General features: G+C 60.2%; 15 protein-coding genes. 11 read left to right on the forward strand and 4 right to left on the reverse strand.

The genetic code is table 11. From position 1 onward, the window contains the following. The first annotated feature begins 235 nt into the window (after positions 1-235). Together mscK and BSP75_RS12155 are read left to right on the forward strand one after the other, a co-directional pair. Entirely contained in the window at positions 236-3565 is a 3330-nt protein-coding gene (gene mscK, locus BSP75_RS12150; protein WP_075113356.1) for a mechanosensitive channel MscK, read from the forward strand. Between the two features lie 254 nt (positions 3566-3819). Further along, positions 3820-4752, forward strand: coding sequence for a sensor domain-containing diguanylate cyclase (locus tag BSP75_RS12155; RefSeq protein ID WP_075113357.1), 933 nt, complete (start codon positions 3820-3822; stop codon positions 4750-4752). Between the two features lie 99 nt (positions 4753-4851). Here BSP75_RS12155 and crr read toward each other — a convergent pair whose 3' ends face one another. The 4 genes from crr to cysK all read right to left on the reverse strand — a co-directional run bounded on the left by crr (position 4852) and on the right by cysK (position 8842). Further along, the gene (crr, locus tag BSP75_RS12160; RefSeq protein ID WP_042061931.1) at positions 4852-5361 is read right to left on the reverse strand and encodes a PTS glucose transporter subunit IIA; all 510 of its coding nucleotides are present in this window, start codon (positions 5359-5361) and stop codon (positions 4852-4854) included. A gap of 42 nt (positions 5362-5403) precedes the next feature. Next, on the reverse strand, positions 5404-7131 hold the full coding sequence (gene ptsI, locus BSP75_RS12165; RefSeq protein ID WP_042061933.1) for a phosphoenolpyruvate-protein phosphotransferase PtsI: 1728 nt from the start codon (positions 7129-7131) through the stop codon (positions 5404-5406). Positions 7132-7175: 44 nt separating this feature from the next. Next, positions 7176-7433: an HPr family phosphocarrier protein gene (locus tag BSP75_RS12170; RefSeq protein ID WP_005338266.1), complete on the reverse strand. Its 258-nt coding sequence runs from the start codon at positions 7431-7433 to the stop codon at positions 7176-7178. A gap of 440 nt (positions 7434-7873) precedes the next feature. Then, entirely contained in the window at positions 7874-8842 is a 969-nt protein-coding gene (gene cysK / locus BSP75_RS12175; protein ID WP_058054330.1) for a cysteine synthase A, read from the reverse strand. Between the two features lie 159 nt (positions 8843-9001). Between cysK and BSP75_RS12180 the strand changes: the two genes are divergently transcribed. The 9 genes from BSP75_RS12180 (at position 9002) to exeE (ending at position 20899) form a co-directional block, all read left to right on the forward strand. Then, positions 9002-9844, forward strand: a complete 843-nt coding sequence (locus BSP75_RS12180; protein ID WP_075113358.1) for a MoxR family ATPase — start codon at positions 9002-9004, stop codon at positions 9842-9844. A gap of 3 nt (positions 9845-9847) precedes the next feature. Further along, positions 9848-11011, forward strand: coding sequence for a VWA domain-containing protein (locus tag BSP75_RS12185; RefSeq protein WP_075113359.1), 1164 nt, complete (start codon positions 9848-9850; stop codon positions 11009-11011). A 54-nt stretch (positions 11012-11065) separates the two neighbouring features. Beyond that, entirely contained in the window at positions 11066-12187 is a 1122-nt protein-coding gene (locus tag BSP75_RS12190; RefSeq protein ID WP_075113360.1) for a beta-ketoacyl-ACP synthase III, read from the forward strand. 49 nt (positions 12188-12236) lie between these two features. After that, complete coding sequence (locus tag BSP75_RS12195) at positions 12237-13682, forward strand: HD domain-containing phosphohydrolase (protein WP_075113361.1); 1446 nt, start codon at positions 12237-12239, stop codon at positions 13680-13682. A gap of 290 nt (positions 13683-13972) precedes the next feature. Further along, entirely contained in the window at positions 13973-15541 is a 1569-nt protein-coding gene (locus BSP75_RS12200) for an ExeA family protein (protein ID WP_075113362.1), read from the forward strand. After that, the gene (gene exeB / locus BSP75_RS12205; RefSeq protein ID WP_075113363.1) at positions 15541-16233 is read left to right on the forward strand and encodes a GspB family T2SS assembly factor variant ExeB; all 693 of its coding nucleotides are present in this window, start codon (positions 15541-15543) and stop codon (positions 16231-16233) included. The genes BSP75_RS12200 and exeB overlap by 1 nt, the downstream gene beginning before the upstream one ends. Before the next feature lie 254 nt (positions 16234-16487). Next, positions 16488-17333, forward strand: coding sequence for a GspC family type II secretion system variant ExeC (gene exeC / locus BSP75_RS12210; protein ID WP_148140705.1), 846 nt, complete (start codon positions 16488-16490; stop codon positions 17331-17333). 21 nt (positions 17334-17354) lie between these two features. Continuing rightward, a complete protein-coding gene (exeD, locus tag BSP75_RS12215) occupies positions 17355-19394 on the forward strand; it encodes a GspD family T2SS secretin variant ExeD (RefSeq protein WP_058054322.1) in 2040 nt (679 codons plus the stop codon). Further along, a complete protein-coding gene (gene exeE, locus BSP75_RS12220; protein WP_075113365.1) occupies positions 19394-20899 on the forward strand; it encodes a GspE family T2SS ATPase variant ExeE in 1506 nt (501 codons plus the stop codon). Before exeD ends, exeE begins: the two co-directional genes overlap by 1 nt.

Genomic DNA, 20899 nt, shown 5'->3' on the forward strand with positions numbered 1-20899 from the left:
TCTGAAAGGTGACGTGGTTGTGATGGTCTCCGGTGCTCTGGTACCGAGCGGCACCACCAACACCGCTTCTGTTCACGTTCTTTAATCAGAGCTGAACAACATGAAAACGGCGCCTGCGGGCGCCGTTTTTTTTATCCCTCCCCCCTGCTTACCTGACAAGCCCGGTGTTAGAATCCACGCGAATTTAATCTATGCGGGAAATCTCCCGAATATCGCGTAATAACCCGGAAGTTATATGCCCTCAATACGTTTTAAAAGAGTCTCGGCCACCCTGTTGCCGCTGCTCTGTTTAATCGCCAGCCTCTGCGTCCCGCAAGCCATGGCGCAAGATGCCCCCTCTCGCAATTCCGTTCAGCGAGCGCTGGATGGTCTGGGTAAATCAGAGACCCTGACCGTCAGTCAGCAAGCGGATCAGAAGTTGCTGACCGAGACCCTTGCCTTGCTCGACAGCATCGACAAGGAAGAGGCGAAGGCCAAGACCCAGGCACAACGGATCCGCAACCTGCCCACCGAACTCAAAGAGATCAGCGCCAAGCTCGATGCCCTGACCAAGGGCAAGAGTGTCGAGCAGATCAAGAGTGAATACGCCAGCATGAGTCTGGCGGAGCTCGACAGCCGTCAGCCGGAAGTGCTGGCCAACATGCAGGAGGCCCAGGAGGCCCTCGGCACCATCGGCAGCCAGCTCACCAGCCTGCAGACCCTGCCGGAGCGGGCGCAGGCCAGAATGAGCCATGCCTATCAGCGCAGTCAGGAGATCCGCAGCCGTCTCAACGCCGGTGAAAGCGTCTCCAGCGCCGAGAAGATGAAGCTCAATGCCGAGTTGGCGCTGATCGATCTGCAACTGGCCCAGTTGCAAAAGGATCTGGATAACCGCACCAGCATGCAGGATCTGGCGGTCAAGCAGCGCGACTATCAGAGTGCCCGTCTCGCCATCGAAGAGCAGAAACTGCAGTTGCTGCAGGAGCAGAGCAGCGCCAAGCGTCTCGGCGACACCGAGAAGACCGCCGAGCAGACCGGTGAGCTGGTGGCGACCGAAGACAGCCCGCTGGTGCAAAAAGAGCAGGAACTCAACCACCAGCTCAGCCAGCAGCTCATCACCGCCACCACCAGCCTCAACTCGCTGGTACAAAAAAACCTGCAAGCCAAGAGCTGGCTGGAGCGGGGTACCCAGACCGAGCGCAACCTGAACGAACAGGTGCAGATGCTCAAGGGCAACCTGCTGCTGTCACGCATCCTCTATCAGCTCTACCAGCAGCTGGAAGCGGCCCCCTCTATCGCCGTCAAGAATCTGGAAGAGCAGATCGCCGACCTCCACCTGGCCCAGTTCGAACTGAGCCAGCAACGTGACCAGCTGTTCCAGAAGAACCTCTATCTGGACAATCTGATCGCCGGCAGCAAGGAGCCGGTCAGCGAAGAGGACAAGGCCAACCTTGCCAAGCTGCTCGACACCCGCATCAATCTGCTCGATCAGCTCAACCGCCAGCTCGACAGCCAGCTCACCAACGCCATCAGCCTGCAGCTGACCCAGCAGCAACTGGCGCGGATCTACAAGTCCATCGAATTTACCCTGCAACAACATATCTTCTGGGTAAGCAGCAACAAGCCCATCGACAGCAAGTGGTTTATCAGCTGGCCCGCCCAGGCCTACAAACAGGCCTCCGACTGGGTACTGAAACCGGACTGGAAACGCTGGCGCGAAGAGTTGCTGGGGATCTCCCTGCTCGCCTTCCCGCTGTTGCTGATCGGCGGCCTGCTGGTCTGGAAGCGCCCGACACTGGTTGAACGACAGAAGAAGATTGCCAAGGACCTTGGCCGTTTCCGTCAGGACAACCAATGGCACACCCCTGTCGCGCTCTTCTACACCGTGCTGCATCGCCTGCCGGGCAGCCTGTTCATCCTGGCGGGCGGCTTGCTGCTCACCTATTGTGGTCTGCTCAGCCCCAAGCTGATGTTCCAGATCACCCTGAACCTCGCCCTCGGTTACCTGGTATTCAGCGTCTATCTGGCGGTCATGCGTCCGGGTGGCATCGCCGAAACCCACTTCCGCATTCCGAAAGCGGAGCTGCAAGCCAAGCGATCCAGCATGCGCTACCTCTGGTTGCCACTGCTGCCGCTTATCATGCTCGCGACCAAGGCGGTGGTTGAACCCTCCACTCTGGGCAATGATGTGATCGGTCAAGCCATGACCCTGCTCCTGTTGGGACTGGCCGCCTATCTGGTGTTCCCCATCTCCCGTGCCCGCATCAAGGGCGAGGTGAGCATACAGAAGTCGCTGATCGCCATCGCCCTGGCGCTGGCACCGGTGGCGCTGATCGTGCTGGCGATGCTCGGTTACTACTACACCGCGCTGAAGCTGACCGGTCGCCTGATCGAATCCTTCTACCTCATCATCATCTGGAGCCTGGTCTACCGCACCGCCCTGCGTGGTCTGGAGCTGGCCGCCCGCCGTCTGGCCTACCGCCGCGCGGTGGCCAAGCGCGAGCACAAGTCTTCGGAAGATGCGGAAGGGGGCGAGTCCGTCGAAGAGCAACCCATGGATCTGGAGGATGTCAGCCAGCAATCCCTGCGTCTGACCCGTACCGTGCTGCTGCTGATCTTCGGCGTCGCCTTCTACTGGCTCTGGTCCGATCTGGTCGCGGTATTCTCCTACCTCGACAGCATGGTGCTGTGGCACCGCAGTGAAGGCACCGGCGCCAACGCCGTACTGTTCCCCATCAGCCTGAGTGACGTGCTGATCGGCTTCCTGCTACTCGGCGGCGCCTGGTCACTGGCGCGCAACCTGCCCGGTTTACTGGAAGTGCTGATACTCTCCAAGCTCAATCTGGCCCAGGGTACCGCCTACGCCATCACCACCATGCTCAACTACGTGCTGATCGGCTTCGGCTCCCTCACCGCCCTCTCCATGATGGGTGTGCAGTGGGACAAGCTGCAGTGGGTAGCGGGTGGTCTGTCGGTCGGTATCGGTTTCGGTATGAAGGAGATCCTCTCCAACTTCGTCTCCGGCATCATCATCCTGTTCGAGCGTCCGGTGCGGATCGGTGACACCGTCACCATCGGATCCTTCTCCGGTACCGTCTCCAAAATCCGAATCCGCGCCACCACCCTGACCGACTTCGACCGCAAAGAGGTGATCATCCCCAACCAGCAGCTGATGACCGAACGGCTGATCAACTGGTCGCTGAGTGACACCGTCACCCGGGTGATCGTGCGGGTGGGCGTGGCGTACGGCTCGGATCTGGAGCTGACCCGCACCCTGCTCAAACAGGCGGCCGATGAAAACAGCCGGGTACTGAAAGACCCGGCCCCCATCGTCTACTTCCTCACCTTCGGTGCCAGCACCCTGGATCATGAGCTGCGCTTCTTCGTGAGCGAACTCGGTGATCGCAACCCGGCGGTGGACGAGTTGAACCGTAAGATCGACCAGCTGTTCCGCGAGAACGGCATCGAGATCGCCTTCAACCAGATGGATGTCTACATCAAGAACATGCAAGGTGAAGAGCAGAAGGTGGAGTCCAACTCCGCCGCTCTGCCGCCCCCCGCGGAAGATGGCAAACAGCCAGCCTGATAGCGAACGGCAATGATCTGATGGCAACAGCCGCTCACCCAGGTGAGCGGCTTTTTTATACCCTCAGGTCAACGAGGCGGGTAACGGGTCTGCGGAAACAGATGGCCAAAATGGCTCGCATGAAGACCTTTATCTTCGAGTACACAGGATTGTTCATGACATCGCGTCAGCCGACACCATAAAGCGGTTTACCACCACACGGCTCTCACCTATGGTAAAGCATGCAAAAGATGCATCGAGGAGTCGCTTTTCCCATGAATGACCGAGAACTGCAACAGATCCTGTTTCGCTCCTTCGATGTGATCCCGCTGCCTATTCTGGTGTCAGAATCCATTGCCCGTCACGATGGCCGCTCGCCCGACATGATCCCGCAGCGGCGCCACCGCTTCCTGAACAAGGCCTTCCTTGAGCAGCTCGGCTACGACCTTGCCGAGCTGCCGGACATGGCCTCCTGGTTTCGACTCGCCTACCCGGATGAAGGGTATCGCCGCACCATCATCGACTCCTGGCACTCGCAGGTGGAACAGAGCTTGTCGCAAGGGCTGGAGGTCGCCGAGATGCCTGCGCTGATCCGCTGCAAGGGCGGCCAGTCGCGCTGGTTTATCGTCACCGCCCAGCTGGGTGCCGATGCCATCCCGGATGGCCATATCGTCACCTTTCGCGATATCCACGACCTGCAGTGCATGGTGGAAGAGGTGAGCCGCCTCTCCTGCACCGATCCCCTCACCGAGCTGACCAACCGGCGCGGTGCCCAGCAACAGTTGCAGGCCCTCTGGTTGCACGGTGAGCCCCTCTCGGTGGTGCTGGGGGATATCGACCATTTCAAGCAGGTCAACGACCGCTACGGCCATCCTGCGGGTGATGCCGCGCTCTGCGCCGTCGCCCACGCCATGGCAAGTCAGCTGTTGCCGGGGGAGAGTCTGGCCCGCTGGGGCGGGGAGGAGTTTCTGCTGATCCTGCCGGGTTGCGACATTGAACAGGCGGCACGGCGCGCCGAACAGCTGCGCCAGCATGTCAGTACCACCCGTGTGCCGTGGCAGGGGGATCAGCTCTCCCTCACCATCAGCCTGGGGTGTGCCAGCATGAAGGGGCAAGAGAGCATCGACTACCTGCTGATGATGGCCGACCGGGCCCTTTATCAGGCCAAGGATCAGGGCCGTAACCGGGTTGTCATCTCGGCACAATAGCCTGGTGACCAGAAGGGGAAGCCGACACGCGGCCATAAAAAAACCGAAGCACCAGGCTTCGGTTTTTTACTGCAGCAACTGGCGTGAGCCAGCCGGGCATTACTTCTTGATACGGATAACCGGGGTCTCGCCCACAGTCACAGCACCCGTCATTTTGATCAGCTCTTTGATCTCGTCCATGTTGGAGATGACAACCGGAGTCAGGGTAGACTTGGCTTTCGCTTCCAGAACGGCCAGATCGAACTCGATGATGGTGTCGCCGCGCTTGACCTGTTGGCCTTCCTGAGCGATACGGGTGAAACCTTCGCCTTTCAGTTCAACGGTGTCGATACCGAAGTGAACGAACAACTCGATACCGGAGTCGGATTCCAGAGAGAACGCGTGGTTGGTCTCGAAAATCTTGCCGATGGTACCATCGCACGGCGCAACCATCTTGTTGCCAGCCGGCTTGATAGCGATACCGTCACCAACGATTTTCTCGGCGAAGACAACGTCAGGCACATCTTCGATCGGCACGATTTCGCCAGACAGCGGAGCAAAGATTTCGATGCCGCCGGTGTCAGAGCTATCGTCGGAAACCAGTTTCTTCAGTTTGTCGAACAGACCCATATAAAGCTCCTAGAGATGATTTGTCGCTGTTTGCAGCCGATCTTAGCAGACTGCCTTCTGCTTAATAAAGTTATCTACGCATGCTTCGATTTCAGCGGCGGTGGCAAAGCTCAGTGCTTGATCAGCCATGGCCTTCACATCTTCGAAGTTGGTGTTGCGGATAAGCTTCTTGATACGCGGTACAGAGATGGCGCTCATTGAGAACTCATCCAGACCCATACCCAGCAGCAGCAGGGTGGCGCGCTCGTCACCAGCCAGTTCACCACACATACCGGTCCACTTGCCTTCGGCGTGGGACGCATCGATAACCATCTTGATCAGCGTCAGGACGGAGGGTGACAGCGGGTTGTACATGGCGGAGATCATCTCGTTACCACGATCGACAGCCAGGGTGTACTGGGTCAGGTCGTTGGTACCGATACTGAAGAAATCCACTTCCTTGGCCAGATGATGAGCCATCACGGCAGCGGCCGGGGTCTCGATCATGATACCCACTTCGATGGATTCATCAAAGGCTTTGCCTTCAGCGCGCAATTCGGCCTTCAGCGTCTCTACGGTAGCCTTCAGGCTACGGAACTCTTCGACAGAGATGATCATCGGGAACATGATGCGCAGTTTGCCAAAGGCAGAGGCGCGCAGAATGGCCCGCAGCTGAGCGTGCATGATGTCTTCGCGGTCGAAGAAAATACGCACGGCACGCCAGCCCAGGAAAGGGTTCATCTCTTTCGGGAAATTCATGTACGGCAGCTCTTTGTCGCCGCCAATGTCCATGGTGCGCACGATGATCGGCTGATCCGGCATCGCTTCGGCCACTTCTTTGTAGGCTTTGAACTGCTCGTCTTCGGTCGGCAGCGCGTCACGGTCCATGAACAGGAACTCGGTACGGTACAGACCCACGCCTTCGGCGCCATTGCGGATGGCACCTTCGGTATCCTTGACGGTACCGATGTTGGCGCACACTTCGACCTGATGACCATCCAGAGTGATGGCAGGCAGGTCTTTCAGCTTGGCCAGCTCATCTTTCTCGGCCTGGAACTGAGCCTGGAACTTCTTGGCTTCGGTCAGCTGTTCAGCGGTCGGATTGATGATGATCTGGTTGTTGATCGCATCCAGCACCAGCATGTCACCGTTCTTGACGCGCTCGGTGATGTCGTTGGTGCCCACGATGGCCGGCAGCTCCAGAGAGCGGGCCATGATGGAGGTGTGAGAGGTACGGCCACCGATGTCGGTAACGAAACCCAGCACATATTTCAGGTTGATCTGAGCGGTTTCAGACGGGGTCAGGTCTTTGGCGACCAGAATGACCTCTTCGTCGATGGTGCTCAGGTTGACAACGGCGATGCCCAGTACGTTCTTGACCAGACGGGTACCGATGTCACGGAAGTCGGTTGCGCGTTCGCGCAGATAAGGGTCATCCAGTTCGGCCATCATCTTGGCGTACTGTTCGATCACCTCATAGATGGCTTTGTCAGCGGAAGCCTTGTTCTCTTTGATGAAGGATCTGATATCCCCTTCCAGCTCCTCATCTTCGAGCAGCATGATGTGGCCTTCGAAGATGGCCTCTTTTTCCTCACCGAAGGTACGACCGGCCATCTCTTTGATGGCTTCCAGCTGAGCAGCTGACTTGGTACGAGCTTCGAGGAAACGGTTGATCTCGGCATCAATCTGCTCGGCGGGAATCTTGCCCTGATTGATAACGATTTCATCTTCTTTAAGAAGAAGCGCCTTGCCGAATGCGATACCGGGGGACGCAAGAATGCCAGATATCATAATCCTTCCTATTAAAACGACTGTGGGGGAGGAATAAAGCTGGATTACTCCAGCTCGTCCATCAGGGCAACCAGCTTCTCAACAGCTTGTTGAGCATCCGGGCCGTCAGCCTGGATAGTCACGTTGGTACCCTTGGTCAGGCCCAGGGTCTGCAGCTTGAACAGGCTCTTGGCGCTGGCGGACTTGCCACCGGAGACCACAGTGATCTCGCTTTGGAATTCTTTGGCTTCTTTCACGAACTGAGCTGCCGGACGGGTGTGCAGGCCGTTTTCAGCAGTAATAACAACAGACTTCTCGTACATGGTTTCACCCCATATTATTGATATTTTTTGGTGGATTGGTCGTTTTTGAAGCAACCTGACCCACCGTGTCAGTATGGATATGTTGTAAAGTAACGAAAGCAGACCCGCAATGGTTTAATCCAGGTCAAGTTTCTGTGCAGTAATCGGCGCGCTGGTTGGCAATTTTCAGTTATTGGGCTACAAGCCGCATCAGGACTGGCCTGAAATTATTTTATAACGAAAAATAACACTTTGTTACTTTGTGATACCCAGCCAGCAAACACCGCGTGACGCCGCACAGGATATGAGATTTACAGCGGAATGTCTGCTTTTTTTCTCACTCCGGAACTTGTTATTTTACCCCAAAAAATAAGGATCAAGTGACACTAACAGGGGTTGAGTCTAGCCCATAAAGAAGCGGCGCTCCTGGGAGCGCCGCTGTTTTGAAAGATTCCGATCAGTTACTGCTGCAGTTCCTGCTCGCTGAACACCCCGGCAAACAGGGCGCTGGAGAGGTAACGCTCCGCCGCGCTCGGCAGGATGACCACAATGGTTTTGCCCGCAAATTCCGGCAGCTCGGCCAGACGGCTGGCAGCCACCACCGCAGCCCCGGAGCTGATACCGGCCAGGATCCCCTCCTCCTCCATCAGGCGTCGGGCCATCTCGATGGCTTCGTCGCTGGTCACCTTCTCCACCCGATCGATGAGGGAGAGGTCCAGGTTGCCCGGGATAAAGCCGGCGCCGATCCCCTGGATCTTGTGAGGGCCCGGTTTGATCTCTTCGCCGGCCAGCTTCTGGCTGATGACCGGTGACTCGGCAGGCTCAACGGCGACAGAAACCACCGCCTTGCCTTGAGTCTGCTTCAGATAGCGGGAGACACCGGTAATGGTGCCGCCGGTACCGACCCCGGCCACAAACACATCCACCTCACCGTCAGTGGCATCCCAAATCTCGGGACCGGTGGTCTTTTCGTGGATCTCCGGGTTGGCCGGGTTTTCAAACTGTTGCAGCAGCACATACTTGCCCGGCTCGGACTCGAGGATCTCGTTGGCCTTGGCAATGGCCCCCTTCATGCCGAGCGGCCCTTCGGTCAGCACCAGATTGGCGCCAAGCGCCTTGAGCAGCTTGCGGCGCTCCAAGCTCATGGTGGCGGGCATGGTCAGGGTAATGGGATAGCCGCGAGCTGCCGCGACAAAAGCCAGAGCAATACCCGTGTTGCCGCTGGTAGGCTCGATGATCTCCTTACCCTTGGTCAGGATGCCGCGCTTCTCGGCATCCCAGATCAGGTTGGCACCAATCCGGCACTTGACGCTGAAGCTGGGGTTACGGCTCTCGATCTTGGCCAGCACGCGGCCTTTGGTAACACGGTTGAGACGAACCAGCGGGGTGTGACCGATAGTCTGGCTGTTGTCCTCAAAAATTTTGCTCATGGTGCTATCCCTGTGTTTGTTACGACGATGAAACAAGATTACCCTGTGGTTTCTGAATGAGAAGTGACTATTCGTTATAACCATATGGTATTACAACATATAGAGCTTATTCTCTCTGGCCCCTGACTCCGGGCGCCAATCGTCAAAGGAACCGACGTTATGGGATTTTCAGGAAGCAGCGATTATCTCGCCTCCGATGCATTGAGGATGGCGGTCAATGCCGCCATCACCCTCGAAAAACCGCTGCTGATCAAGGGGGAACCGGGCACCGGCAAGACGGTGCTGGCCGAAGCGGTCGCCGACCATCTCGGCACCGATCTCATTGCCTGGCATATCAAGTCCACCACCAAAGCCCAGCAGGGGCTCTACGAATATGATGCGGTGGCCCGACTGCGGGACTCCCAGCTCGGCGATCCCAGAGTGGCCGATATCAGCCACTACATTCGTAAAGGCAAGTTGTGGCAGGCCTTCAGCGCCGAGCAGCGGCCAGTGCTGCTGATCGACGAGATCGACAAGGCCGACATCGAGTTCCCCAACGATCTGCTGCTGGAGCTGGATCGGATGGAGTTCGATGTCTACGAGACCGGCGAGCGAGTCAAGGCACGCCAGCGGCCGGTGGTCATCATCACCTCCAACAACGAGAAAGAGCTGCCGGACGCCTTCCTGCGCCGCTGCTTCTTCCATTACATCCGCTTCCCCGACAAGGCCGAGATGCAGGCCATCGTCAAACTCCACTACCCCGACCTCAAGGAGAGTCTGCTCGGCGAAGCGATGGATCTCTTCTTCGAGCTGCGCGAGGTAGAGGGGCTGCGCAAGAAGCCCTCCACCTCGGAGCTGCTGGACTGGCTCCGGCTGCTACTGGCCGATGATATCGCCCCCGAGGCGATGCGCGCCCGCGAGCCCGGCAAGCTGGTGCCCGCGCTATATGGCGCCCTGCTCAAGACCGAGCAGGACCTGCATCTCTTCGAGAAACTCGCCTTTCTGGCCCGGCGCGGCAGCTGACCCATGCTGATCGACTTTTTTACCCACCTGCGTCGCCACAAACTCCCGTGCAGCCTGCGCGAGTTGCTGGACTTGCACGCCGCACTGGCTGCCCGGCTGGTCGTTGTCGATATGGACGAGTTCTACCAGCTCTCGCGCTGCCTGCTGGTGAAAGACGAGGCCCACTACGATCGCTTCGATCGCGCCTTCGCCGAATACTACGAAGGGCTGGACGCCATTCCCCTGCTGCCGGAAAGCCTGCCCGAGGAGTGGCTGCGCAAGGAGTTCGAACGGCTGTTGAGCCCAGAGGAGAAGGCGTTGCTCAAATCTCTCGGCGGACTCGACAAGCTGCTGGAGACTCTCAACCAGCGGTTAAGCGAGCAGAAAGAGCGCCATGCCGGCGGCAACAAGTGGGTAGGGACCGGTGGCAGCAGCCCGTTTGGCCACGGCGGTTTTCACCCCGAGGGCGTGCGCATGGGTGGAGAGGGGCTGCACGGCAAGGCGGCCAAGGTGTGGGAGGCCCGTCACTATCGCAACTTCAGCGACGACTCACCGCTTGGCCAGCGCGCCATCCAGCTGGCGCTGCGCAAACTCAGACGCTGGGTGCGCAAAGGCAATCCCGACGAGCTGGATCTCGACGACACCATAAAAAGCTCTGCCCGCCAGGGCTGGCTCGATGTGAAGCTGCGACCCGAGCGCCACAACGGGGTGAAGCTATTGGTCTTTTTCGATGTGGGAGGCTCCATGGATACTCACGTAGCCGAGGTGCAGCGCCTCTTCTCGGCCCTGCGCCACGAGTTCAAGCATCTGGAGTACTTCTATTTTCACAACTGCCTCTACGACTTCGTCTGGAAGGATAACGCCCGCCGCGTTGAGGAGCGGTTCGATACCCTGCGGCTGCTGCGCACCTACGGCAGCGACTACCGGGTGATCTTGGTGGGGGATGCCACCATGGGCCCCTACGAGATCACCTGGCCGGGCGGCAGTGTCGAACAGTGGAACGAGGAGTCGGGTCAGGTGTGGCTTACCCGCTTGCAGCAACACTTTCCCAAACTGGTGTGGATCAACCCCACCCCGCGCCGGGAGTGGCTCTGGCATCCCTCCATCAAACTGATGAATGACGTGGTTGGCGGACGGATGCATCCGCTGACCCTGGCGGGTCTCGCTGCGGCGATCGACCAGCTATAACCCTCTCACACCTATAAACCGACAAGCCGGGAACGCACCCGGCGAGGAGCAAAGATGACCTCTATCGTGATCAGTGGCTCAGGCCTCTATACCCCCCCCTTTGCCGTCAGCAATGAAGAGCTGGTGGCCGCCTTCAACCAGTATGTGGACCTCTACAACGAGGAGAACGCCTCCGCCATCGACGCCGGCCAACTGCCTGCCAAGCAGCACTCCAGCTGTGAGTTCATCGAGAAGGCCTCCGGCATCAAGAGCCGTTATCTGGTGAGCCGCGAAGGGGTGCTCAACCCCGACATCATGCAACCGCTGCTGGCGGAGCGGCCCGATGAGATGCCCTCCATCATGGTGGAGATGGCGGTAGCCGCCGCCGAACAGGCGCTGATCGCCGCCGGTCGCGAGCCGGGGGAGATCGATCTGGTCATCGTCGCGGCGTCCAACATGCCGCGTCCCTATCCGGCGCTGGCCATCGAGCTGCAGCACTATCTGGGGGCGAGCGGCATGGCCTTTGACATGAACGTGGCCTGCTCGTCCGCCACCTTCGGCATCAAGACAGCCGCAGACATGCTGGCGGCAGGCACAGCCCGACTGGCGCTGGTGGTCAATCCGGAGATCTGCTCGGGGCACCTCAATTTTCGCGATCGGGATAGCCACTTTATCTTTGGCGATGCCTGCACCGCAGTGCTGCTGGAGCGGGAGGCCGATTGCAAGGTGGCCAGTCCGTGGCAACTGGTGGCCAGCAAGCTGGTGACCCAGTACTCCAACAACATCCGCAACAACTTCGGCTTTCTGAACCGTCTCAGCCCGCGTACCCGCTACAGCGACGACAAGCTGTTTCGCCAGCAGGGGCGCAAGGTGTTCAAGGAGGTGTTGCCGCTGGTGTGCGACCAGATCGCCAACCAGCTCGACGAGCAGGGCTGGCCTGCCGAGAGCCTGAACCGGCTCTGGCTCCATCAGGCCAACCTCACCATGAACCAGTTCATCGGTCGCAAGCTGCTGGGCCACGATGCCAGCCAGCAGGAGGCGCCGGTCATTCTTGATAGCTATGGTAATACCAGCTCGGCGGGTTCCATCATCGCGTTTCATCTGTACAATCGCGACCTTCCTGCGGGGGCCCGCGGCGTACTTTGCTCATTTGGTGCTGGCTACTCCATCGGTAGCTTGCTGCTGCGGCGCCTGTAATGGCGGGCCTCCCGCCGACATAACAATAACCAGCAACATGGGTGGGAATATGCAGAGGATCACGGGGCGCTGCGCCCTGCACTACGGGGTAACCCTGTCACTATTTTGTCTCTATGGCTGGCAGGTTTGCCCGTTTCTCGAGAGTCTCACCCTGCCCCAGTTGCTGGGGCCAACCCTGGTGACGTTCGCCATCATGTTCGCCGTGCGCAACCGGCTGCTCTCAAGGCGGCCCCTGCCGCGCAACGAGCTGAGCGGGTTCGGACTGGAGGTCGGTTTCTACCTGCTGGGAGCGCTGCTGCTCTCGTGCTACAACGCCCTGGCCCACGACTTTCCGCTGGAGAGCCACCTCAAGGTGCTGCTGGGGATGACTACCCTCGGCTTTCTGGTGGCCGCCGATCTGACCCTGGAGCGGGGCTGGCATCGGGCCAGAGCGCGACAAGCCGAGCAGAGCCTGGCGCTGAGCCACCCGCTGGCCATGCCGCTGCCACGCAAGTTCACTCTCTTTACCCTGGCGACCCTCACCCTGCTGGGAAGCGTCTTCTTCTTGCTGTTCAACAAGGATCTGGAGTGGCTGGTGACGGTGGAACGCAGCCTGCCGAGGGCCGATGCCCAGCATTACATCCTGTGGGAGATCGCCTTCGTGATGACGGTGACCTTCTGCTATCTCGCCCTCATCATCCACGGTTATGGTCGCAATCTCGGCCTCTCCCTGCGCCAGCAGACCCGCACCATGGCCAGAGTGCAGTGCGGTGACTTCGACGCCCGGGTGCCGGTCACCCGGGATGACGAGTTCGGCCTGATTGCCGCCAGCACCAATCAGATGATCGGCGAGCTGAAATCCCGCAGCGACGAGCTCAACCTGACCCGTGACGTGGCCATCCTCGGCCTCGCCTCGCTGGCGGAGACCCGGGACAACGAGACCGGCGCCCATATCATCCGCACCCAGCACTACGTGAAGGCGCTGGCGCAATATCTCAGTCGCAACGACCGGGATCGCTACCCGCTCGATGACGCCACCATCGACCTGCTGTTCAAGTCGGCGCCCCTGCACGATGTGGGCAAGGTGGGCATTCCCGACGCCATCCTGCTCAAACCGGGCAAGCTGACCGACGAGGAGTTCGCCATCATGAAGCGCCACCCGCAGATCGGCGCCGATGCGCTGGCCAGTGCCGAGGCGCAGCTGGGCTCCAACTCCTTCCTGCGGCTGGCCAGGGAGATCTCCCTCACCCATCACGAAAAGTGGGATGGCAGCGGCTATCCGGCAGGGCTCGCGGGGGAGGATATTCCCCTCTCCGGGCGCTTGATGGCGGTGGCGGATGTCTACGATGCGCTCATCTCGAAGCGGGTCTATAAACCTGCCTTCAGTCATGAGGAAGCAAAGGAGATCATCGTGAAGGGGAACGGCAGCCATTTTGATCCCGGCATCGTTGCGGCTTTTCTCGCCTGCGAGGCGCAGTTCAGGGAGATTGCAGCACAGTTTCAGGATCACCACTGAGCAGGCGCATCCCGACCCTTTGCCGTGATGGCTGACAGGGCACACGTGTCATAAAATGCGCGCAAGCGGCATGCGCCACGCAGTGCCGATATTGATATTTTCCTTTATTTACAGATGTTTTTTGTCATTTTGTGATCCGGGTTCGTACCGATGACGCAACCGGGATCACAAGATGGCAGGAAAAGGCCGCAATTTGCCCTCCTGCGCCAATGATGGCTTCCAATGAAAGCGAGGTTTGCTATCATCCGGAGACATTTTTCATCTGTCGCCGGCTACAAAAGAATACCCTCATGTACACACAGTTCTTCGGCCTCTCGGAACACCCGTTTTCCATCTCGCCCAATCCCAAATACCTCTATATGAGCGAGCGCCACGGCGAAGCCCTTGCTCATCTCAACTATGGATTGCAGGATGGCGGCGGCTTTGTGCTGCTGACCGGCGAAGTGGGCACCGGCAAGACCACCGTCTCCCGCTGCCTGCTGCAACAGCTGCCCGCCGAGACCGAGATCGCCTACATCCTCAACCCCTCCCTGACTGAACGGGATCTGCTGGCCGCCATCTGCGACGAGTTTCAACTCCCCTATCCCGAAGATGCCGGGATCAAGCGGCTGTTCGACCTTATTCGCGATCACCTGCTGGCCAACCTGGCGGCAGGCAAGCGCAGCGTGGTACTGGTGGATGAGGCGCAGCACCTGCTGCCCGGCGTACTGGAGCAGTTGCGTCTGCTCACCAACCTCGAAACCGATGAACGAAAACTGCTGCAAGTGGTGCTGATCGGTCAGCCCGAGCTGCAACAGATGCTGCGCCAACCCCTGCTGCGTCAGCTGGCCCAGCGCATTACCGCCCGCTATCACCTGCTGCCGCTCTCCCACAGCGACGTGGATGCCTACGTCCGCTTCCGGCTGCAGGTCGCAGGCTGCGTGCAACCCATCTTTACCCCGCGAGCCATCAAGACGCTCCATCGCCTGAGCGGCGGCATCCCCCGTTTCATCAACCTCATCTGCGATCGCGCCCTGATCGCCGCCTTCGCCCGTGGCAGCTACAAGGTGGTCCACGGCGATATCAGCCAGGCCGCCTTCGAGGTCAATGGCGTTCGGGACGAAGGGAGCTGGGTCTCCGGTCTGGTGGTGACGCTGGCAGGCGCCCTGCTGGTGGCCGCAGGCTGGTGGGGCTGGCAATTTTTCGGCGTGTTCCCCACCCGCCCGGTGGTCAAGGTTGAGGTGCCGGTCACCATCGACGAAACCGACGAACAGAAAGAGCAACTGACCGAGGCGATCAATCAGGCCCTCGACCCCGACAGCGCTATGCAGAATCTCTACAAGGTATGGGGCTACGAGACCGAACCGTTCGAGGCAACCTGTGACAACGCGCCCCGCGCCGGCCTGCGCTGTCAGGAGGGAGAGGCGAGCCTCGACGAGCTGCGCGCCCTGCAGCATCCTGCCATGATCACCCTGACCGACGACACCGGCGGCCTCTACTACGCGACCCTGGTCAATCTGGGGCCGGGCAAGGCCAGCCTGATGATCGGCGACCAGAGCTGGCAAGTGGATCGTCAGTGGCTCAGCGACAACTGGGGCGGCAGCTACACCCTGCTCTGGCGCATGCCAAAAGGGGGCGTCAGCCTGATCGCCAGCAATGCCGGTCAGACCCAGATCCAGTGGCTCGACAACGCCCTGAGCCGCGCGCTGCAACAACCCGAGCGCAAGGTGCGCCGTTTCGATGACCAGCTCAAACACAAGCTGCGCCAGTTCCAGCAAGATCAGGGGCTGACCCCTGATGGCATCGCGGGCAGCAACACGCTGCTGCGCCTCAACGCCCTCTCCGGTGAACCCATGCCCAGACTGGAGGAGGCCTCCTGATGTCTACCCTGCTAAAAGCGCTGCACCGAGCGCAGCAACCGCAACAGAGCGCCCATATCCCGGCCATGGGCTTGCCCATGCCACGGGAAGAGGCGCGTACCTCCCGCCGCATCGGTTGGCTGCTGGCCCCCCTTGCCTTGCTGCTGGGTGCAGGCGCCAACTATGGCTGGCACCTGATCCACCTGCGCCCCATCGAGGAGAAGGTGGAGATAAAAGAGGTGATCACTCCGCCCTTCGTGCGGGTCGAACCCAGGGCGATGGTGACCCGTCCGCTGCCCCCGCCCCTGCCGGAGCCGGTGGTACAACCCAGAGCCGTGGCCAGAAACGAGTCGGCCAGCCAGGGGAATCCCCCCGCGCTGAGTCTGGCCGAGCAGCTGATGCGGGCACTCAATGAAACGCCATTGCAGGAGACGCCGAACACCGCCAGCCAGAATGTGCAACCGGCCCAGTTGATGGCGCTGGGTGCCGCTCCGCAGTCGGTGCGCCAACAGGTGCCGCAGCTGAGCTACGGCTCTCATGTTTTCTCCTCCAACCCCGCCAAGCGGGTCGTGGTGCTCAATGGCCGCGAATACCGGGAGGGTAGTGAAATCGCCCCGGGGGTCGTGCTCACCAGCATCGAGCAGCAATCTATCGTGCTGCAGGTCGCCGGACAGAGTGTGGCCCTCAAGGCGTTGCAGGATTGGACCCCGTGAGCCATCACCGGCAAGGCTGCCCTGTCGGATGCCGCATAAACAATCACCACACAGTGCGGTTATGACCAGTACCGCGACTGAGGGTTGCTACTTTTGTCAGCACTCATTCAGTCCAGATGTGATGAAATATGCATTTTTGCGTATTGGAGTGCCCGGATCCGTTGTGTCGCGGCAAACCGCCGTACACAATACGCAGCCGCACCAGAACCTGGAATTTGTTGATTAATATGACATTACGATTCAGGGATGAGATTTTGACCACGCTGCTGGCCCAGTGCCGGCGGCTACCCATGACCAGAGTGACTCAGGTGCTCTTTCTGGCGCTGCTGATCATGCTGGCGCAGCAGAGCGCCGCGCTCACCTGGCGTCTGCTCACCTTGGCAAGCCCGCCAACCGGCGAGCCGTGGCAACCGTCCGCCGTGGCGGCCAACAGTCAAAGCAACCCGCGCCTCGAACTGGGTGAGGTGAGCCGACTGGGGCTGTTTGGCAAGGCGATCCCCAAGGCGCAGGCCAAAGCCGCCGCCGTGGCCGCCAATGCCCCGCGTACCCAGCTCAATGCCCAGCTCAACGGAGTGTTGGCCAGCTCAGATCCCGCCAAATCCATCGCCATCATCGCCATGTCCGGCATTCAGAACTCCTACGGGGTCGGTGACATGATTGACGGCACCCAGGCGCGGATCCGTCAGGTCTATCCGGATCGGGTGATCATCGAACGGGATGGCCGCGACGAGACCCTGATGCTGGACGGCGAGGAGTATGGCAAGCCGCTGCCGCAGACTGGCAACGCCGCCCCCCTTGGCTCCCTGCGCAGCGAGCTGATGGCCGATCCGGGCAAGATCACCGATTACCTCAATATTTCACCGGTTCAGATGGATGGCCGCATGACCGGCTATCGCCTCAACCCGGGCAGCAATCCTGAGTTTTTCAACCAGAGCGGGCTGCAGGCCAATGACCTGGCCATCAGCATCAACGGGCTGGATTTACGGGACAACATGCAAGCCATGCAGGCGATGCAGCAGATGGCTGGCGCAACGGAAATGACTGTGACCGTCGAGCGACAGGGCGAACAGTTCGACATCTATGTGCGCTTGTCAGAATAATGATTTGGAGTCGTACCAATAATGACAACTAAAGGGAAAGGCTGGCGTCTGGCCACTGTCGCAGCGGCACTGATGATGGCGGGCTCAGCCTGGGCCACCGAATATTCAGCCAGTTTCAAGAACGCCGACATTGAAGAGTTCATCAATACGGTGGGCAAGAACCTAAATAAAACCATCATCATAGAGCCATCGGTGCGCGGCAAGATCAACGTGCGCAGCTACGACCTGCTCAATGAGGAGCAGTACTACCAGTTCTTCCTGAGCGTGCTCGACGTCTACGGCTTTGCCGTGGTGCCGATGGACAACGGGGTGCTCAAGGTGTTGCGCTCGCGGGATGCCAAGACCTCCGCCATTCCGGTGGTAGATGGCAGCAACCCGGGCATCGGCGACGAGATGGTGACTAGAGTAGTGCCGGTGCGCAACGTCTCGGTCCGTGAACTGGCACCGTTGCTGCGCCAGCTCAACGACAACGCCGGTGGTGGCAACGTGGTGCACTACGAGCCCTCCAACGTGCTGCTCATCACCGGCCGCGCCGCCGTGGTCAACCGTCTGGTGGAAGTGGTTAACCGGGTCGACCGCGCCGGCGATCAGGATGTGGACATCATCAAGCTGAAGTTCGCCTCGGCAGGCGAAATGGTACGGCTGGTCACCAACCTCAACAAGGATGGCAACCCGCAGGGCGGCACTGCCTCCCTGCTGCTCTCCCCCAAGGTGGTGGCAGACGAGCGCACCAACTCTGTGGTGGTGAGTGGTGAGCCGAAAGCGCGCGCCCGCATCATCCAGATGGTGCGCCAGCTCGACCGCGATCTGCAGAGCCAGGGCAATACCCGGGTCTTCTACCTCAAATATGGCAAGGCCAAAGACATGGTCGAGGTGCTCAAGGGGGTCAGCTCCAGCATCGAGGCCGACAAGAAGGGCGGCGGCGCAACCACGGGCGGCGCCAGCATCGGCGGTGGCAAGCTGGCCATCTCCGCTGATGAGACCACCAATGCGCTGGTCATCACCGCCCAGCCGGACGTGATGTCCGAACTGGAGCAGGTGGTGGCCAAGCTCGATATCCGCCGCGCCCAGGTGCTGGTAGAAGCGATCATCGTCGAAATGATGGACGGCGACGGCCTCACCCTTGGCGTCCAGTGGGGCAATGCCAACGGCGGCGGCACCCAGTTCACCAACTCCGGTCTGCCCATCGGTGGCGCCATCGCCGCCGGCAAGGATTATCAGAACGGCAAGACCGACACCGCGGCCAATCTGCTGAAAGAGTTCAACGGCATGGCCGCCGGTTTCTATCACGGCGACTGGGCCATGCTGGCCACGGCGCTGGCCTCCAACACCAAGAACGATATTCTCTCGACCCCGAGTATCGTCACCATGGACAACAAGGAGGCCTCCTTCAACGTCGGTCAGGAGGTCCCGGTCCAGAGCGGCTCACAGACCTCCACCACCAGCGATCAGGTGTTCAACACCATAGAGCGCAAGACGGTGGGCACCAAGCTGGTGGTCACCCCGCAGATCAACGAAGGGGATTCGGTGCTGCTCAATATCGAGCAGGAGGTCTCCAGCGTCGCCCAGACCCAGGCGACCGGTACTGCCAACCTTGGCCCCACCTTCGACACCCGTACTGTCAAGAACGCGGTACTGGTCAAAAGTGGCGAAACCGTGGTGCTGGGCGGTTTGATGGATGAACAGACCAAGGAGCAGGTCTCCAAGGTGCCGCTGCTTGGCGATATTCCGGTGCTGGGCTATCTGTTCCGCTCCACCTCCAACACCACCTCCAAGCGCAACCTGATGGTCTTTATCCGGCCGACCATCTTGCGTGATGCGGATGTTTATAGCGGCGTATCCAGCAACAAGTACTCCCTGTTCCGCGCCGAGCAGCTCAATGCAGCCTCGCAGGAGGGGTATCTCACCTCCCCCGCCCGTCAGGTATTGCCCGCCTACGGTCAGGATGTGATGGTGTCGCCCGAGCTGCAAAAAGAGATCCAGAAGCAGATCAACGAGATGCAGAGCAGACAGCAGAGCACTGTCGAGACCACCACTCCGTTTGTGCAGAGTAAACCCTGATGAGTGCCTACCATCTGGATGGAAGCGTCGGGCCTGCGCCACTGCCCGAGCTCCCCTTTGTCTTTGCCCGCAACTTCGGGGTGATCCTGATTGAGCGGGACGGCGCCCCCGTGCTGCAGTGTCGCCCCGGCGTCACCCCGCAAGCCCTGCTGGAGGTGCGGCGGGTAGCGGGTTGCAGCTTCGCGGTGGAGCAGCTCGACAACGAGGCCTTCGAAGAGCTGCTGATGGCTCACTACCAGCGCGACTCCTCCGAGGCGCGCCAGCTGATGGAAGATCTCGGCAACGAGATGGACTTCTTCGCCCTGGCCGAAGAGCTGCCGCAAAGCGAAGACCTGCTGGACGCCGATGACGATGCCCCCATCATTCGCCTCATCAACGCCATGTTGAGCGAGGCGATCAAGGAGGAGGCCTCCGATATCCATATCGAGACCTTCGAGCGGGCGCTGGTGATCCGCTTTCGTATCGATGGGGTGCTGCGGGAGATCCTGCGCCCCCATCGCAAACTGGCCTCGCTCCTGGTGTCGCGGATCAAGGTCATGTCGCGGATGGATATCGCCGAGAAGCGGGTGCCGCAGGATGGCCGTATCTCCTTGCGTATCGGTGGCCGCGCCGTCGACGTGCGGGTCTCCACCATGCCGTCCAGCTACGGCGAGCGAGTGGTACTGCGTCTGCTCGACAAGAACAACGTGCGCCTCGAGCTCAAGCAGCTCGGCATGACCAAAGCCAACCGCACCATCATCAGCGAGCTCATTCGCAAGCCCCACGGCATCATACTGGTGACCGGCCCGACCGGTTCCGGTAAATCCACCACCCTCTACGCGGCGCTCTCCGAGATCAACTCGCGGGATCGCAACATCCTGACAGTGGAAGACCCCATCGAATATGACCTCGAAGGGGTGGGCCAGACCCAGGTCAACAGCAAGGTGGACATGACCTTCGCCCGCGGCCTGCGCGCCATCTTGCGTCAGGATCCGGATGTGGTGATGGTGGGGGAAATTCGTGACCTCGAGACCGCCCAGATCGCGGTGCAGGCCTCCCTCACCGGTCACCTGGTGATGTCGACCCTGCACACCAACACCGCCATCGGTGCCATCACCCGGATGCGGGACATGGGGATCGAGCCCTTCCTGCTCTCCTCCTCTCTGTTGGCGGTACTGGCCCAGCGGCTGGTCCGCACCCTCTGCCCCGATTGCCGCGCCCCGCGCCCCATCACCGAGCAGGAGCGCCTCGCCATGGGCATCGAGCTGGCCCCCGATCAGCAGGTGTGGCGCCCGGTCGGCTGCGAGCAGTGCAACCACACCGGCTACCGTGGCCGGACCGGCATCCACGAGCTGGTGGTGATCGACGAAGCGGTGCGTGAAGCCATTCACAGTGCCAGCGGCGAGCTGGCCATCGAGCGGCTGATCCGCGGCCACACCCCCAGCATCCGCCGTGACGGTATCGACAAGGTCCTCAAGGGGCAGACCAGCCTCGAAGAGGTACTGCGCGTGACCCGGGAAGATTGA

This window comes from Aeromonas sp. YN13HZO-058, assembly GCF_001921245.1.
GTDB classification, from domain to species: domain Bacteria; phylum Pseudomonadota; class Gammaproteobacteria; order Enterobacterales; family Aeromonadaceae; genus Aeromonas; species Aeromonas allosaccharophila.

Excerpts from the sequence above, each read along its gene's own strand:
- mscK (WP_075113356.1), top strand. The coding sequence starts at position 236 with ATGCCCTCAATACGTTTTAAAAGAGTCTCGGCCACCCTGTTGCCGCTG.
- BSP75_RS12155 (WP_075113357.1), top strand. The coding sequence starts at position 3,820 with ATGAATGACCGAGAACTGCAACAGATCCTGTTTCGCTCCTTCGATGTG.
- crr (WP_042061931.1), bottom strand. The coding sequence starts at position 5,361 with ATGGGTCTGTTCGACAAACTGAAGAAACTGGTTTCCGACGATAGCTCT.
- ptsI (WP_042061933.1), bottom strand. The coding sequence starts at position 7,131 with ATGATATCTGGCATTCTTGCGTCCCCCGGTATCGCATTCGGCAAGGCG.
- BSP75_RS12170 (WP_005338266.1), bottom strand. The coding sequence starts at position 7,433 with ATGTACGAGAAGTCTGTTGTTATTACTGCTGAAAACGGCCTGCACACC.
- cysK (WP_058054330.1), bottom strand. The coding sequence starts at position 8,842 with ATGAGCAAAATTTTTGAGGACAACAGCCAGACTATCGGTCACACCCCG.
- BSP75_RS12180 (WP_075113358.1), top strand. The coding sequence starts at position 9,002 with ATGGGATTTTCAGGAAGCAGCGATTATCTCGCCTCCGATGCATTGAGG.
- BSP75_RS12185 (WP_075113359.1), top strand. The coding sequence starts at position 9,848 with ATGCTGATCGACTTTTTTACCCACCTGCGTCGCCACAAACTCCCGTGC.
- BSP75_RS12190 (WP_075113360.1), top strand. The coding sequence starts at position 11,066 with ATGACCTCTATCGTGATCAGTGGCTCAGGCCTCTATACCCCCCCCTTT.
- BSP75_RS12195 (WP_075113361.1), top strand. The coding sequence starts at position 12,237 with ATGCAGAGGATCACGGGGCGCTGCGCCCTGCACTACGGGGTAACCCTG.
- BSP75_RS12200 (WP_075113362.1), top strand. The coding sequence starts at position 13,973 with ATGTACACACAGTTCTTCGGCCTCTCGGAACACCCGTTTTCCATCTCG.
- exeB (WP_075113363.1), top strand. The coding sequence starts at position 15,541 with ATGTCTACCCTGCTAAAAGCGCTGCACCGAGCGCAGCAACCGCAACAG.
- exeD (WP_058054322.1), top strand. The coding sequence starts at position 17,355 with ATGACAACTAAAGGGAAAGGCTGGCGTCTGGCCACTGTCGCAGCGGCA.
- exeE (WP_075113365.1), top strand. The coding sequence starts at position 19,394 with ATGAGTGCCTACCATCTGGATGGAAGCGTCGGGCCTGCGCCACTGCCC.